General features: G+C 67.3%; 12 protein-coding genes and 1 tRNA gene. 7 read left to right on the forward strand and 6 right to left on the reverse strand.

Annotation, left to right across the window (positions count from 1 at the left end; genetic code table 11):
- Positions 1-149: 149 nt before the first annotated feature.
- Entirely contained in the window at positions 150-1874 is a 1725-nt protein-coding gene (soxB, locus tag HA630_RS18460; protein ID WP_166836640.1) for a thiosulfohydrolase SoxB, read from the forward strand.
- A gap of 63 nt (positions 1875-1937) precedes the next feature.
- Here soxB and HA630_RS18465 read toward each other — a convergent pair whose 3' ends face one another.
- From HA630_RS18465 to HA630_RS18475, 3 genes are all read right to left on the reverse strand, one after another.
- Positions 1938-3092 carry an alpha-hydroxy acid oxidase gene (locus HA630_RS18465; RefSeq protein WP_166836642.1) on the reverse strand — a complete coding sequence of 385 codons (1155 nt, stop codon included), beginning with the start codon at positions 3090-3092 and terminating at the stop codon, positions 1938-1940.
- Between the two features lie 138 nt (positions 3093-3230).
- Complete coding sequence (locus HA630_RS18470) at positions 3231-3731, reverse strand: hemerythrin domain-containing protein (RefSeq protein WP_166836643.1); 501 nt, start codon at positions 3729-3731, stop codon at positions 3231-3233.
- Positions 3732-3796: 65 nt separating this feature from the next.
- On the reverse strand, positions 3797-6703 hold the full coding sequence (locus HA630_RS18475; RefSeq protein ID WP_166836645.1) for an Rne/Rng family ribonuclease: 2907 nt from the start codon (positions 6701-6703) through the stop codon (positions 3797-3799).
- A gap of 555 nt (positions 6704-7258) precedes the next feature.
- Here HA630_RS18475 and HA630_RS18480 point away from each other — a divergent pair.
- The 5 genes from HA630_RS18480 (at position 7259) to HA630_RS18500 (ending at position 11066) form a co-directional block, all read left to right on the forward strand.
- Entirely contained in the window at positions 7259-8257 is a 999-nt protein-coding gene (locus tag HA630_RS18480) for an RluA family pseudouridine synthase (protein WP_166836646.1), read from the forward strand.
- 43 nt (positions 8258-8300) lie between these two features.
- Positions 8301-8606, forward strand: coding sequence for an H-NS family nucleoid-associated regulatory protein (locus HA630_RS18485; RefSeq protein WP_166836648.1), 306 nt, complete (start codon positions 8301-8303; stop codon positions 8604-8606).
- 63 nt (positions 8607-8669) lie between these two features.
- On the forward strand, positions 8670-9329 hold the full coding sequence (locus tag HA630_RS18490; protein ID WP_166836649.1) for an HAD family hydrolase: 660 nt from the start codon (positions 8670-8672) through the stop codon (positions 9327-9329).
- Positions 9330-9362: 33 nt separating this feature from the next.
- A complete protein-coding gene (gene ylqF, locus HA630_RS18495; RefSeq protein ID WP_166836650.1) occupies positions 9363-10319 on the forward strand; it encodes a ribosome biogenesis GTPase YlqF in 957 nt (318 codons plus the stop codon).
- 144 nt (positions 10320-10463) lie between these two features.
- Positions 10464-11066: a hypothetical protein gene (locus HA630_RS18500; RefSeq protein ID WP_166836652.1), complete on the forward strand. Its 603-nt coding sequence runs from the start codon at positions 10464-10466 to the stop codon at positions 11064-11066.
- Positions 11067-11117: 51 nt separating this feature from the next.
- On the opposite strand, the gene HA630_RS18505 is transcribed toward HA630_RS18500, so the two are convergent.
- A tRNA-Leu gene (locus tag HA630_RS18505) sits at positions 11118-11204 on the reverse strand.
- A gap of 107 nt (positions 11205-11311) precedes the next feature.
- Here HA630_RS18505 and HA630_RS18510 point away from each other — a divergent pair.
- Positions 11312-11938 (forward strand): DUF6806 family protein, encoded by a 627-nt coding sequence (locus HA630_RS18510; RefSeq protein WP_166836653.1) that lies wholly within the window; start codon positions 11312-11314, stop codon positions 11936-11938.
- 79 nt (positions 11939-12017) lie between these two features.
- On the opposite strand, the gene HA630_RS18515 is transcribed toward HA630_RS18510, so the two are convergent.
- Positions 12018-13568, reverse strand: a complete 1551-nt coding sequence (locus HA630_RS18515; protein ID WP_166836655.1) for a fumarate hydratase — start codon at positions 13566-13568, stop codon at positions 12018-12020.
- A gap of 42 nt (positions 13569-13610) precedes the next feature.
- The gene (locus tag HA630_RS18520; protein WP_166836656.1) at positions 13611-14207 is read right to left on the reverse strand and encodes a TIGR00645 family protein; all 597 of its coding nucleotides are present in this window, start codon (positions 14205-14207) and stop codon (positions 13611-13613) included.
- Between the last annotated feature and the right edge of the window lie 153 nt (positions 14208-14360).

The raw sequence follows: 14360 nt of genomic DNA on the forward strand, positions 1-14360 counted from the left end.
CCAAGGGCGACAAGGTCGTGGTCAAGTGGGTGGACAACAAGAACGACACCCGCACCGACGAAGTCGCCGTGTCCTGACCGGACCGTGCGCACGACAAGGCCAGCCCGCGCTGGCCTTTTTTGTCCCAGACCCCCACAAGGAACATTCCCATGAGCTTCAGCCGTCGTGAATTCATGCAGGTGCTGGCGGTGGCCAGCGCGTCCGGCATGGCCCTGACCCACCAAGACCTGCTGGCCGCCACCCCGGGCGCCGGCGAACGCCTGTACGACCTGCCCAAGTTCGGCAACGTCAGCTTCATGCACTTCACCGACTGCCACGCGCAGTTGATGCCGATCTACTTTCGCGAGCCCAGCGTCAACCTGGGGCTGGCCGAGGCCCACGGCCGCCCGCCGCACATCGTCGGCGAGCAGTTGCTGAAGTTCTACGGCATCAAACCCAACACGGCCGCGGCCCACGCCTTCACCTACCTGAACTTCGAGCAGGCGGCCCAAACCTACGGCAAGGTCGGCGGTTTTGCCCACCTGGCCACGCTGGTCAAGCAGATCCAGGCGAACCGCCCGCACGCGCTGCTGCTCGACGGTGGCGACACCTGGCAGGGTTCGGCCACCTCGCTCTGGTCCAACGCCCAGGACATGGTCGACGCCTGCAAGCTGCTGGGCGTGGACATCATGACCCCGCACTGGGAGTTCACCTTCGGCGCCGACCGCGTCAAGGAAGTGGTGGAAAAGGACTTCGCCGGCCAGATCGATTTCGTGGCGCAGAACGTCACCACCTCGGACTTCGGCGACCAGGTGTTCGCGCCCTACGTCATGAAGGAGCAAAACGGCGTCAAGCTCGCCGTCATCGGCCAGGCTTTCCCCTACACCCCCATCGCCAACCCGCGCCACTTCGTGCCCGACTGGAGCTTCGGCATCCAGGACGAGAACATGCAAAAGCAGGTGGACGAGGTGCGGGCCAAGGGCGCGCAGGTGGTGGTGGTGCTGTCGCACAACGGCATGGACGTGGACATCAAGATGGCCTCGCGCGTGCGCGGCATCGATGCCATCCTGGGCGGCCACACCCACGACGGCATGCCCGCACCGGTGATCGTGAAGAACGCCGGCGGCCAGACGCTGGTGACCAACGCCGGCTCCAACGGCAAGTTCTTGGCGGTGCTCGATTTCGACGTACGCGGCGGCAAGATCCAGGACTTCCGCTACAAGCTGATGCCGGTGTTCTCCAACCTGATCAAGCCCGACGCCGCCATGCAGGCGCTGATCGACAAGCACCGCGCGCCCTACAAGGCCAAGCTGGAGGAAAAGCTGGCCGTCTCCGAAGGCGCGCTGTACCGCCGCGGCAACTTCAACGGGTCTTGGGACCAACTCATCTGCGACGCGCTGATGGAAGTCAAGGGCGCCGACGCGGCCTTCTCGCCGGGCGTGCGCTGGGGCACCAGCCTGCTGTCGGGCGACGTGATCACCTACGAGCGCATGATGGACCAGATGGCGCTGACCTACCCGGCCACCACGCTGAACACCTTCACCGGTGCGCAGATCAAGGAGATCATGGAAGACGTGGCCGACAACATCTTCAACCCCGACCCCTACTACCAGCAGGGCGGGGACATGGTGCGCGTCGGCGGTATCCAGTACACCTGCGACCCGAAGGCACCCATGGGCCAGCGCATCAACAACCTGACGCTCAAGGGCAAGCCGATGGACGCCGACAAGAAGTACAAGGTGGCCGGCTGGGCCTCGGTCCAGGAGGGCGTGCAGGGCACCCCGATCTGGGACGTGGTGTCGGGCTACCTGAAGGACAAGAAGGTGATCAAGCAGGTCCACATCAACCAGCCCAAGCTGGTGGGCGTGGAAGGCAACCCCGGCCTGGTGCTCTGAGCCCCGCTGTGCCCATGAAAAATCCCGCCTCGGCGGGATTTTTTGTGCCTGGGCGGCCGGGTGTCAGGCCGTGGGGTAGGTGCCGGGGCGCAGGATCTGCCGGTCCACGTTCTGGAGGTTCGTGTGACCGCAGAAGGCCATGGTCACGTCCAGTTCCTTGTGCAGGATCTGCAGCGCCTTGGTCACGCCGGCTTCGCCCATGGCGCCCAGGCCATAGACCATGGCGCGGCCGATCATGGTGCCACGCGCGCCCAGGGCCCAGGCCTTGAGCACGTCCTGGCCGCTGCGGATGCCGCCGTCCATCCACACCTCCAGCTGGTCGCCCACGGCGTCCACGATGGCCGGCAGGGCATGGATGCTGCTGGGCGCGCCGTCCAGCTGGCGCCCACCGTGGTTGCTCACCACAATCGCATCGGCGCCGTGCTGGGCGGCCAGCACCGCGTCCTCCACCTCCATGATGCCTTTGAGGATGAGCTTGCCGCCCCACTGCTCTTTCACCCACTCCACGTCGGCCCAGCTCAGGCGCGGGTCGAACTGTTCGTTGGTCCAGGACGCCAGCGAGTTCATGTCGCTCACCCCCTTCACATGGCCCACCAGGTTGCCGAAGGTGCGGCGTTTCGTGCCCGCCATGCCCCAGCACCAGCGCGGCTTGGTCATCAGGTTCAGGAGGTTGGCCAGGGTGGGGCGGGGCGGGGCGGTCAGGCCGTTTTTCAGGTCCTTGTGGCGCTGGCCGATGACCTGCAGGTCCAGCGTCAGCACCAGGGCCGAGCACTTCGCGTCCTTGCAGCGCTGGATCATGCGGGCCATGGCGTCGCGGTCGCGCATCATGTAAAGCTGGAACCAGAACGGCGCCGAGGTGTGGGCGGCGATGTCCTCGATCGAGCAGATGCTCATGGTGGAGAGGGTGAAGGGGATGCCGAACTTCTCGGCCGCCCGCGCGGCGTGGATTTCGCCGTCGGCGTGCTGCATGCCGGTCAGCCCCACCGGGGCGATGGCCACCGGCATCTTGGCCGCTTGGCCGACCATTTGGGTGGCGGTGCTGCGGTTTTCCATGTTCACCGCCACGCGCTGGCGCAGCTGGATGCGCTGGAAATCGCTCTCGTTGGCGCGGTAGGTGGTTTCGGTCCACGAGCCGCTGTCGGCGTAGTCGTAGAACATGCGCGGCACGCGCTGTTCGGCCAGTTGGCGCAGGTCTTCGATGTGGGTGATCACGGGCATGCACAGTCTCCTCAGGGGTTGCCCGGCATCGTAAGCCGGCCCCCGGGGCTTGTCATGTGAAAGCGCGACGCGGCCGCGTGAAAAAAATTGGCCCCGGTCGCTGGCGCGGGCCGGGGCCGGGGGCAGACGCCGCGCGCGTCAGCTGCAGGAGACGCTGCCGCAACCGCTCATGGTGGCGGGGCGCACCCGCGACGGGTCGGCCAGGGTTTCGGTGCGGCTGTCAAACCCCACCGACTGCATGTGCAACGCCAGGCCGGCGTCCATGGTGCGGGCGTGCTGCGGGAACCACTCGGCCAGGGCCTCGGCCATGCGGGTGATGATCTCGCGGTCGCCCTGCTGAAAATGGGTGTCCACCGCACGCATGGTCTCCAGCACGCTCTGGTGCTGGCTGGCGTGGCAGTTGTCGGCGGCAAAGCCGGTGGCCACCATCCAGCGGTCTTCCTGGGCAAAGTGCTCCACCGTGTGGTCGATCAGCGCCCGGTACAGCGGCAGCTGTTGTTCGGGCGGGGTGGCGCGCAGTTCGGCCAGCCGGGCCACGAATGCTTCGTGGGTGTCGTCCATGCGGGCGTCGCCGCTGAGCAAGTCGGCCGACCAGGCCAGGTCGGGCACCGGGGGGAATTCGGTCGCGGTATCGGTCATGCTGGACAGGTTAGCGGGAGGGGATGTCCCGGGCCTTGCGCGGTGTCAAGACCCGGGGCCGGGGCTCAGGCCTCGAAGGGCAGGGTCACGGTGCGCAGGTCACGGCGGGTTTCCACCAGCACCAGCGGGCCGTCGTCCAGCCGCACCACCGGCTTGGGTTCGCGCGGCACGTGCACCGGCTGGGGTTCGGCCGCGATGTCCGCCTGCACCTGGGCCACACGCGCCGCGTCGGATTGGATCCACTCCAGCCCGGCTTCGCGGGCGATCTGCTCCAGCGCCGACACCGACAGGGTGAAAGGCGGCACGGCGGGCAGACCGGCACCGACCGCAGCCGCGGCTTCGGCCACGGGCGCAGCGGCAGGGGCCGGCGCTGCCACGGGGACAGGGCTGGGCGCGACGGCCGGCTCGGCCGCAGGCACGGGGGCCGGGGCGGTGTCGGACACCTGGACCTCGGCCGGTGCAGCCACCGGGGCGTTGGTGAAGTAAGAGCGCACGGGGGCCTCGTCGGTCACCGATTCGACCGGCGCCGGTGCGACCGGTGCGTCGGTGTCGTTGTCGCCGGCCGGGGCATCGCCACGGGTCCGGCGGTCGCGGCCGTAGCGGTCGCGGCTGCGGCGCTCGCGCGGGGCGCGGTCACCGGTTTCCGGGGCCTGGTTGGCGTCTGCGGGCGCGGCGTCCACCGGCTTGGCTTCGGCCAAGGCGGTCGGGTTCAGGTCGGTGCCGGTGTCTGCCGGTGCCAGGGCCTGTTCTTCGTTGGCCCGGCGGTTCTCGCCACGGCCACCACGGCGGCGGCCTTCACCGCGTTCGGCGCGTTCGCGGCGCGGCTCGCCGGACTCGGTGCCCGGGGCGGCTTCGGTGGGGGCGGTCACGCCTTCGGCGCGTGGGGCCTCGCGGCGCTCGCCACGCTCGGCGCGTTCGCCCCGGCCACCGCGGCGGCCGTTTTCGCTGCGCTCACCGCGTTCGCCGCCTTCGGCACGCTCGGCGCGTTCACCCCGTTCCGGACGGGCTTCGCCGCTGCGGGCGGGGCGTTCGCCGCGGCGGCTGTCGCCGTTGCGGCCTTCACGGCCTTCGGTCGTGCGCGGGGCGTCACCGCCGTTGGCGTCGCCACGGCGGCCCTCGCCGCGCGGGGCCCGGCCGTTGCGCGGGCCACGGCCGTCGGCGCGGCTTTCCGGGCGGGCGGCGGGTTGGGCCGCGGCCACTGGGGCAGGTGCCGGCTGGGCCGGGGCGGCCTCGGGCTGCAGGCCGAACAGGCGTTTGACCCAGGCAAAGAAGCCGGTCTCGGCCGGGGCGGCCACGGCCGGAGCCGGCGCAGCGGCCACCGGGGCGGGCGCGGGGACCGCTTCCGGCTTGGGGACCGCCACCGGGGCCGGACCGTCGGGCAGCACGCCCTTGATCACCGGTTCCTGCTTGTTGGTGCGCTCCTGGCTGCGGCGCGTGAAGCTGGCCACGTCGTCCACCTCGTCGGCCAGTTTGTAGCTGGCGTCCAGGTTGTCCAGGCGCGGGTCGTCGTGCTTGAGGCGCTCCAGCTTGTAGTGCGGCGTGTCCAGCGACTTGTTGGGCACCAGCAGCACGTTGATGCGCTGCTTCAGTTCGATCTTGGTGATCTCGGTGCGCTTTTCGTTCAGCAGGAAGCTGGCCACCTCGACCGGCACCTGCACCAGCACGGCGGCGGTGCTGTCCTTGAGCGACTCTTCCTGGATGATGCGCAGGATCTGCAGCGCCGAGGACTCGGTGTCGCGGATGTGGCCTGAGCCGCCGCAGCGCGGGCAGGGGATGGAGGCGCCTTCGGCCAGCGTCGGCCGCAGGCGCTGGCGGCTCATCTCCAGCAGGCCGAATTTGGAAATCGAGCCGAACTGCACCCGGGCGCGGTCCTGGCGCAGCGCGTCGCGCAGGCGGTTTTCCACCTCGCGGCGGTTGCGCGATTCTTCCATGTCGATGAAGTCGATCACGATCAGGCCGCCCAGGTCGCGCAGGCGGGCCTGGCGCGCCACTTCGTCGGCGGCTTCCAGGTTGGTGCGGGTCGCGGTTTCCTCGATGTCGCCACCCTTGATGGCGCGCGCCGAGTTCACGTCCACGGCCACCAGCGCTTCGGTCTGGTCGATCACGATGGCGCCGCCGCTGGGCAGTTGCACCGTGCGGCTGTAGGCGGTTTCGATCTGGTGCTCGATCTGGAAGCGGGAAAACAGCGGCGCGTCGTCGCGGTAGCGCTTCACGCGGTGCCCGTGCTCGGGCATCACGTGGCTCATGAACTGGTGCGCCTGCTCGTAGATGTCGTCGGTGTCGATCAGGATCTCACCGATGTCGCTGTTGAAGTAGTCGCGGATGGCGCGAATCACCAGGCTGGATTCCTGGTAGATCAGGAAGGCGCCCTTGCCGGCTTTGGACGCGCCGTCGATGGCGGTCCACAGCTTGAGCAGGTAATTCAGGTCCCACTGCAGTTCGCTGGCGTCGCGGCCAATGCCGGCGGTGCGCGCGATGATGCTCATGCCGTTGGGGTATTCCAACTGCTCCAGCGCGGCCTTGAGTTCCTGGCGGTCCTCGCCCTCGATGCGGCGGCTCACGCCACCGCCGCGCGGGTTGTTGGGCATCAGCACCACGTAGCGGCCGGCCAGGCTGACGAAGGTGGTCAGCGCCGCGCCTTTGTTGCCGCGTTCTTCCTTTTCCACCTGGACCAGCAGTTCCTGGCCCTCGCGGATCACGTCCTGGATGCGCGCCTGGGAAGGCGAAACCCCTTCCTTGAAGTACATGCGCGAGATTTCCTTGAACGGCAGGAAGCCGTGGCGCTCTTCGCCGTAATCGACGAAACAGGCCTCCAGCGACGGCTCCACCCGGGTCACCACCGCCTTGTAGATGTTGCCCTTGCGCTGTTCGCGCCCTTCGATTTCGATTTCGTAGTCGAGCAGTTTCTGCCCATCCACGATCGCCAGGCGGCGTTCTTCGGCCTGCGTGGCGTTGATCAACATGCGCTTCATGTGCGTTCCTCGGTTTCACTGACAACAGGCCCCGCAAAGGGGGCCATCGGCCGAGAACCGGCGCCCAAGGCGCGAACGAGGAGGAATTGCCGGAGAGCCAGGGGCTGCGCAAGCCGGGCGACACACCCAGGGTGTGCCGCGCGTGCTCAGGCCAGCCCGGGCATAGGCGCGTGGAGGTGGGTGATCAAAGGGGGCAAATCGGTGCTGAACACGGCCATTGCCTGGGGGTCTCTGGGTTCACTTGAGTCCGCGTTCAGCCCCACCAACGGGTGGACGGCTGCACGTTTGGGGTATTCCGTATCGGGTTCGCTGTTCGGTAACGCTGGTTCACCTGCGCGCGGCGCCCGGCGTCTGACAACGACGGCGGGGGCGCTGGGGGCGCGGGCTGGCAACCTTCCCAGTCTGACCGCTCACCGTGCGTGCCTTAAACTCTGAGGCAAATCAAACACTTGCAACCAGCGCTGGGAATGCCCATTATAGGGTCCTGCGCCCGTTTCACGAAACCCGTTCGGCCCGGCCCGCGCGGCCGCACCGACCCAGCCCTCCACAGCCCGCATGGCGACCCCTCCTTCCTCCGTTGCGGCCGCCGTCCGCCATTTCACCGTCGATGGCGAGTCCGCTGGTCAACGGCTCGACAATTACCTGGTGCGCGAACTCAAAGGCGTGCCCAAAACCCACATTTACCGCATCATCCGCTCCGGCGAGGTGCGGGTCAACAAAGGCCGCGCCCAGGCCGACACCCGCGTTCAGGACGGCGACCAGATTCGGGTGCCGCCGATCCGTTTGAGCGAACGCGCCGAACAGAAAGCGCAACAACCCGCGCCGGCGCGCCAATTCCCGGTGCTGTTCGACGACGCGGCCTTGCTGGCGATCGACAAACCGGCCGGTGTGGCGGTGCACGGCGGCAGCGGCGTGTCGTTCGGGGTGATCGAGCAATTGCGCCAGGCCCTGCCCGCTGCGCCGTTGCTGGAACTGGTGCACCGGCTGGACCGCGAAACCAGCGGCATCCTGTTGGTGGCCAAAAAGAAAAGCGCCCTGCGCGCCCTGCAGGACCAATTCCGCGAACGCGAAACCGACAAAACCTATTTGGCCCTGGTCAAGGGGGTGTGGCCGGCGCGGCAGAAAGTGCTCGATTGGCCGTTGCACAAATACCTGCTGCCCGACGGTGAACGCCGCGTCCGCGTCACCGGCGCCGACGACCCCGACGGCATGCGCTCCATCACCCTGGTGCGGGTGGTGGGTGCGGTGGCGCCGCCGGTGGGCTGGCCGGCGGCGGCCGAGCAGGCCTTCACCCTGCTGGCCGTCACCATCAAAACCGGGCGCACCCACCAGATTCGGGTGCATTTGTCGCACGCCGGCCACCCGATATTGGGCGACGACAAATACGGCGACTTCGAACTCAACCGGTTGTTGCAACGCCACGGCCTGAAACGGATGTTTCTGCACGCTTGGCAATTGGGGTTCACCCACCCGTCGCTGCAAACCCCGGTGCAATTGCAGGCCGATTTGCCGCCGGAATTGAAAGGTTGGGGCGGCGTGGCTCGGGTTTTGTGATATAAATTCGTCGTTGTTTATTTAAATTCCAAGGACGTCGAACATGGCCACTTACAACGAATTGGTTTCGCAAGCCCAAGCCCTGATGCAGCAAGCCGAACAGGTGCGCAAACAGGAACTCGCCAACGTGATTGCCGGCATCAAGGCGCAAATGCGCGAATACGGCATCACCGTGGAAGACCTGGGCGCCGGCACCGCCACCCGCAAAGCCGCCGCCCCCAAATCCAAGGCCCCGGCCAAGTACCGCGGCCCCAACGGCGAACTGTGGTCGGGCGGCCCCGGCCGCAAACCCGATTGGGTCAAGGCCGCGCTGGCCGCGGGCCAAAGCCTGGACGCCTTCCGGATCTGACGCCGGCGGTCACTTCCAAAAGGGCGCACAATGCGCCCTTTTGTTTTTGCAGCAGCCCGCGCCATGCGTCCACGCCAATTTGACCTGATCGCCTTCGACTGGGACGGCACCCTGTTCGATTCCACCGCCCTGATCGTGCGCTGCATCCAGGCCGCGGTGCGCGACGTGGGCGGGCGCGAACCCTCGGCCGAGCAGGCGTCGTGGGTGATCGGCATGGGCCTGATGCAGGCCCTGGCGCACGCCGCCCCCGACGTGCCGCCCGAACACTATCCGCGCCTGGGCGAGCGCTACCGCCACCACTACCTGGCGCACCAGCACGACATCACCCTGTTCGATGGCGTATTACCGCTGTTGGGCGACCTGCGCGCACGCCACCATTGGCTGGCGGTGGCCACCGGCAAGAGCCGCCGCGGGCTGGACGAGGCGCTGCAGGCGGTGGAACTGCAGGGGCTGTTCGACGGCTCCCGCACCGCCGACGAAACCGCGGGCAAGCCGCATCCGCAGATGCTGCACGAACTGATGCGCGAGTTTGGCGTGGCGCCCGAACGCACGCTGATGATCGGTGACACCACCCACGACCTGCAGATGGCCGCCAACGCCGGCTGCGCCAGCGTCGGCGTCAGCTACGGCGCGCACGACCCGGCCGGCTTTGCCGAATTCCGGCCGCGCCACGTGGCCCATTCGGTGGCCGAACTGCAGCGCTGGCTGGCCGAGCACGCCTGAGCGCCCCCCGCGATTTCTCAAGGAGCACCGCCCATGTCGGTCCAGTGGTTTCCCGGTCACATGCACGCCACCAAGAAGGCGATTCTGGAGCGCATCAAAGAGATCGACGTGGTGATCGAGATGCTGGACGCCCGCCTGCCCGGCTCCAGCGCCAACCCCATGCTGGCCCAGTTGATCGCGGGCAAGCCCACCCTCAAGGTGCTGAACAAGCAGGACCTGGCCGACCCGGCGCGCACCGCGCTGTGGCTGGCCCACTACAACGCCCAGCCCGAGACCCGCGCCATCGGTCTGCACGCCGGCACGGTGGCGCCGGTGCGCGCCATCATCGCGGCCTGCCGCGAGCTCGCGCCCCTGCGCGGCGGCATGGTCAAGCCCCTGCGGGTGCTCATCGGCGGCATCCCCAACGTGGGCAAGTCCACCCTCATCAACACCCTGGTGGGCAAGCGCGCCACCAAAACCGGGGACGAGGCCGGCATCACCAAGCAGGAGCAGCGCATCGCCCTGGCCGACGACTTTTACCTGTACGACACCCCCGGCATGCTCTGGCCCAAAATTCTGGTGCCCGAAAGCGGTTACCACCTGGCCGCCAGCGGCGCGGTGGGCCGCAACGCCTACGACGAGGAAGAGGTGGCGCTGGAGCTGCTCAAGACGCTCAAAGGGCCTTACGGTGCGCAGTTGGAAGCGCGTTACAAATGGGGCTGGGTGCCCGAGGCCGTGGCCCAGCGCACCGAGGACGAGTTGCTGACCGCCGTGGGCCGCAAGCGCGGCGCCCTGTTGCCGGGCGGCCGCCTGAACGCGCAAAAAGCCGCCGAGACGCTGCTGACCGATTTCCGCACCGGGGCGCTGGGGCCGATCACCCTGGAGACGCCCGAGGAACATGCTCGCTGGCTGCAAGCCGCCCTGCGGCACGAGGCCGAACTGGCCGCCGAGCGCCAGGCGCGCCAGGCCGCGCGCCGTGGCGGTTCGCGCCGCGACCCGCCGGGCGCCTGAGGGTTTTCCCGGCACTTGTCCCGCGTTTCGCTGGACAAGCTTGTGCATAACTCCGGGGGAGTCCGGTATGGGCCGCGCAAGTCCTTGATTTGTCAGCCCCCGGTTTGACCTGCCACATTTTTCAGCGATTTTCATCACCGCGTCATGGACACTTTTTTCTGGCTGTTTGTGTTGGGCCTGGGCGCCTGGTTCGTCAAGTCGCGCGACGAGCGCCGCCGCATCGCCCTGCTGGGCGGGCAGCTGCGCCAGTACCAGATCGAGAAGCTGATGGAGCAGCTGACCGAGGGCTACCTGCGCGCCCTGGCCGAGGACGACCCCCAGCGGCGCGACCAGGTGTGGCAGGTGCTGACCGGGGCCGAGCGCCAGCTGGGCGAACAGTTTGGGCGCTTCGCGGCCGACATGGCGGCCCTGCCCGCCGAGGACACCCGCGTCTGCCGCTGGCCGCTGGCCGACCGCTGGTGGCCCCGCGCAACGCTGGACCTGCGTGCCGCCCTGCAACTGCACGCCCAGGGCTTGCAGGCCGCCGCCAACGCCGAAGGCCGCAGCGCCAAGGCCAAGGCGCGTGGCCTGTTGGCCGAAATGATGTTGATGCAGCACACCTGCCACTGGTTTTGCAAGTCGAAAACCGTGGCGTCGGCCCGCCTGCTGGCGCGGCACCGGTCCACGCTGGAGCAGGTGCTGGAGGCGGTGTCGCCCGAAACGCGCCGGCGCTACACCGACTGGTTGACCGCGGGGCCTGGGCGCTGAGCCGGCCGGTAGGGCTGGGGCCGAAATGGGCCCCAGAGCGGGCACCAGGGCTGGTGCGAGCGGCGGGAATCGAACCCGCACGGCCGTGAAGCCTCAGGATTTTAAGTCCTGTGTGTCTACCAATTTCACCACGCTCGCCGCCTGCCGGCGCATTGTAACGGCCACGCTGGGGGCCCAGGATTTACAATCCATACCTGTCGAGAAGGGCAGGAACGCGCCTTCGGCGCCCACCAGCGAGCAACACCATGAGCCACCAACCTCCGCCTTTTGAGATTCACGTCCACGGGGACGTCCGCCTGCGCGACGACGTGGACTACGCCCAGATCCAGGAGGCGCTCAAGCCCCTGTGGTCCTACGCCGGGGCCCGTTCGCTGATCGATGTCGCGCCCAGCGCTTACGAGGACGAGCCCGGCATCCGCTTCGACCCCAAGCAGCACCTGCTGCAGCTGTGCTGGACCATCGAGGGCGACGAGGACTTCCGCCTGGCCATCGACGAGGCCTGCATGGGTCTGAACGACATCGCCGCCACCGGCGCACCGATCGAGGTCTCCTTCTACGACGTCGAGTTCGACGAGGAAGAGGAGGGCGACCCGGACGCCGAGGCCCGCGACGACTTTGTGATGTGCTTCGTGGGCCCGACGCCGGCGGCCATCATGCAGGTGCAGCGCGACATGCTGGTGCAGGACGTGGTGCACCTGATGGAGCGCCACTTTGACGCGTCTGAGTTGGGCGACGTGGTCGCCGCGGTGGACCAGTTGTTCACCACCCGCTTCGACGCCCTGGTCAGTTCCATGCAGTTGGGCAAGCCGCCGCGCGGCAGTGGCCCGGCCGGTGGCCACGGCGGCCCGCGCAAGCCGCGCCATTTGCACTGAACACCGGCTGGCGGCTCCGGCCGCCGCGCCCACGAAAAAGCCCCGGCATGCCGGGGCTTTTTCGTGGGGCCAACCAGGGTCAGCCGGCCGTCACCGCAATGCCTTTGAACTCGCCGCTGCCGATGCGCTTCTGCCACTCGGCCGGGCCGCTTTCGTGCACGTTGGCGCCGCTGGCATCCACGGCCACCGTCACCGGCATGTCTTTCACTTCGAATTCGTAAATGGCTTCCATGCCCAGGTCGGCAAAGCCCACCACCTTGGCGCTCTGGATGGCCTTGGCCACCAGGTAGGCGGAACCGCCCACGGCCATCAGGTAGGCCGATTGGTTGTCCTTGATGGCTTCAATGGCCACAGGACCGCGTTCGGACTTGCCGATCATGGAAATGAGGCCGGTCTTTTCCAGCATCATGCGGGTGAACTTGTCCATGCGGGTGGCGGTGGTCGGGCCGGCGGGGCCGACCACTTCGTCGCCCACCGGGTCCACCGGGCCCACGTAGTAGATGACGCGGTTGGTGAAGTCCACCGGCAGGGGCTCGCCCTTGGCCAGCATGTCCTGGATGCGCTTGTGCGCGGCGTCGCGGCCGGTCAGCATCTTGCCATTGAGCAGCAGTTTCTGGCCCACTTTCCAGCTGGCCACTTCTGCCTTGGTCAGCGTGTCCAGGTTGACGCGGGTGGCGCTCTTCGTGTCGGGCGTCCAGGTCACGGCCGGCCAGTCTTCCAGCTTCGGCGGCTCCAGGTGGGCCGGGCCAGAGCCGTCGAGATGGAAGTGCACGTGGCGGGTGGCCGCACAGTTCGGGATCATGGCCACGGGCAGGGAGGCCGCGTGGGTCGGGTAGTCCATGATCTTCACGTCCACCACTGAGGTCAGGCCGCCCAGGCCTTGTGCGCCAATGCCCAGGGCGTTCACTTTTTCGTACAGCTCCAGGCGCAGCTCCTCCACGCGGGTCAGCGTGGCGCCGGACTTCTTCTTGTCGATCAGTTCGTGGATGTCCACCGGCGCCATCAGCGACTCCTTGGCCAGCAGCAGCGCCTTTTCCGGCGTGCCTCCAATGCCGATGCCCAGAATGCCCGGCGGGCACCAGCCGGCGCCCATGGTGGGCACGGTTTTCAGCACCCAGTCCACCACCGAGTCGGACGGGTTGAGCGCGTAAAACTTGGACTTGTTCTCCGAGCCGCCGCCCTTGGCCGCGCAGATCACTTCCACCTGGTCGCCCGGGACGATTTCGTAGTGCACCACGGCCGGGGTGTTGTCCTTGGTGTTCTTGCGGGCACCGGCCGGGTCGGCCAGCACCGAAGCGCGCAGCGGGTTGTCCGGGTTCAGGTAGGCGCGGCGCACGCCTTCGTTGATCATGTCCTGCACGCTCATCGTCGCGTCGGGCCAGGTCACGTTCATGCCCACTTTCAGGAACACCACGGCAATGCCAGTGTCCTGGCAGATCGGGCGGTGGCCTTCGGCGCTCATGCGGCTGTTGGTCAGGATCTGGGCGATCGCGTCCTTGGCGGCGGGGCTTTGCTCGCGCTCATAGGCTTCGCCCAGGGCTTTGATGTAGTCCAGCGGGTGGTAGAAGCTGATGTACTGGAAGGCGTCGGCGATGGACTGGATCAGGTCTTCCTGTTTGATGGCGGTCATGGCGGTCTTTCAGGTGCGGTTGGCGGAAAGTGGGGTGCGCGCTCAGTGGGCGTCGTCGGCGGCGGCCGGGTGGTGCAGCAGCCGGTCGGTCATGGCAATCGCCATGGCGCTGAGCAGGAACACCACGTGGATGATGGTCTGCCACATCAACACCTTTTCCGAATAGTTGGCGGCGTTGATGAAGGTTTTGAGCAGGTGGATGGAACTGATGCCGATGATGGCGGTGGCCAGTTTCACCTTCAGCACCGAGGCGTTGACGTGGCTCAGCCATTCCGGCTGGTCCGGGTGGCTCTCCAGGTTCATGCGGCTGACGAAGGTTTCGTAGCCGCCCACGATCACCATGATCAGCAGGTTGGAGATCATGACCACGTCGATCAGCGCCAGCACCACCAGCATGATGATGGTTTCGTTCAGCCCGTTGATCTGGGTGCTGGCTTCGTAGCCGATGCTGGTGACCAGCTTCTGCAGCGCCAGGTCGCTGCCAAAAGCGGCCTCGATGAGGTGCACCAGTTCCACCCAGAAATGGAACACGTAAATGCCTTGTGCGGCAATCAGGCCGATGTAGAGCGGCAACTGCAGCCAACGGCTGGCAAAAATCAGCTTGGGCAGGGGTGGGATGGGTTTGATGGTGGGTGTCATGTGGATCGGACTGCGGGCGACCCCGGGGCCACCCAAATCCATTCAATTGTAGGGTGTGTGCTTTACAGGCGCGGCCGTCTTGTGTAAGAGCCTCGTCAGAGATTTTGCGCACATTCGACCTTGTTGTCCGTTACCTGACCCCTAGAGGAGACC

The sequence above is a fragment of the Aquabacterium sp. A08 genome (assembly GCF_011742065.1).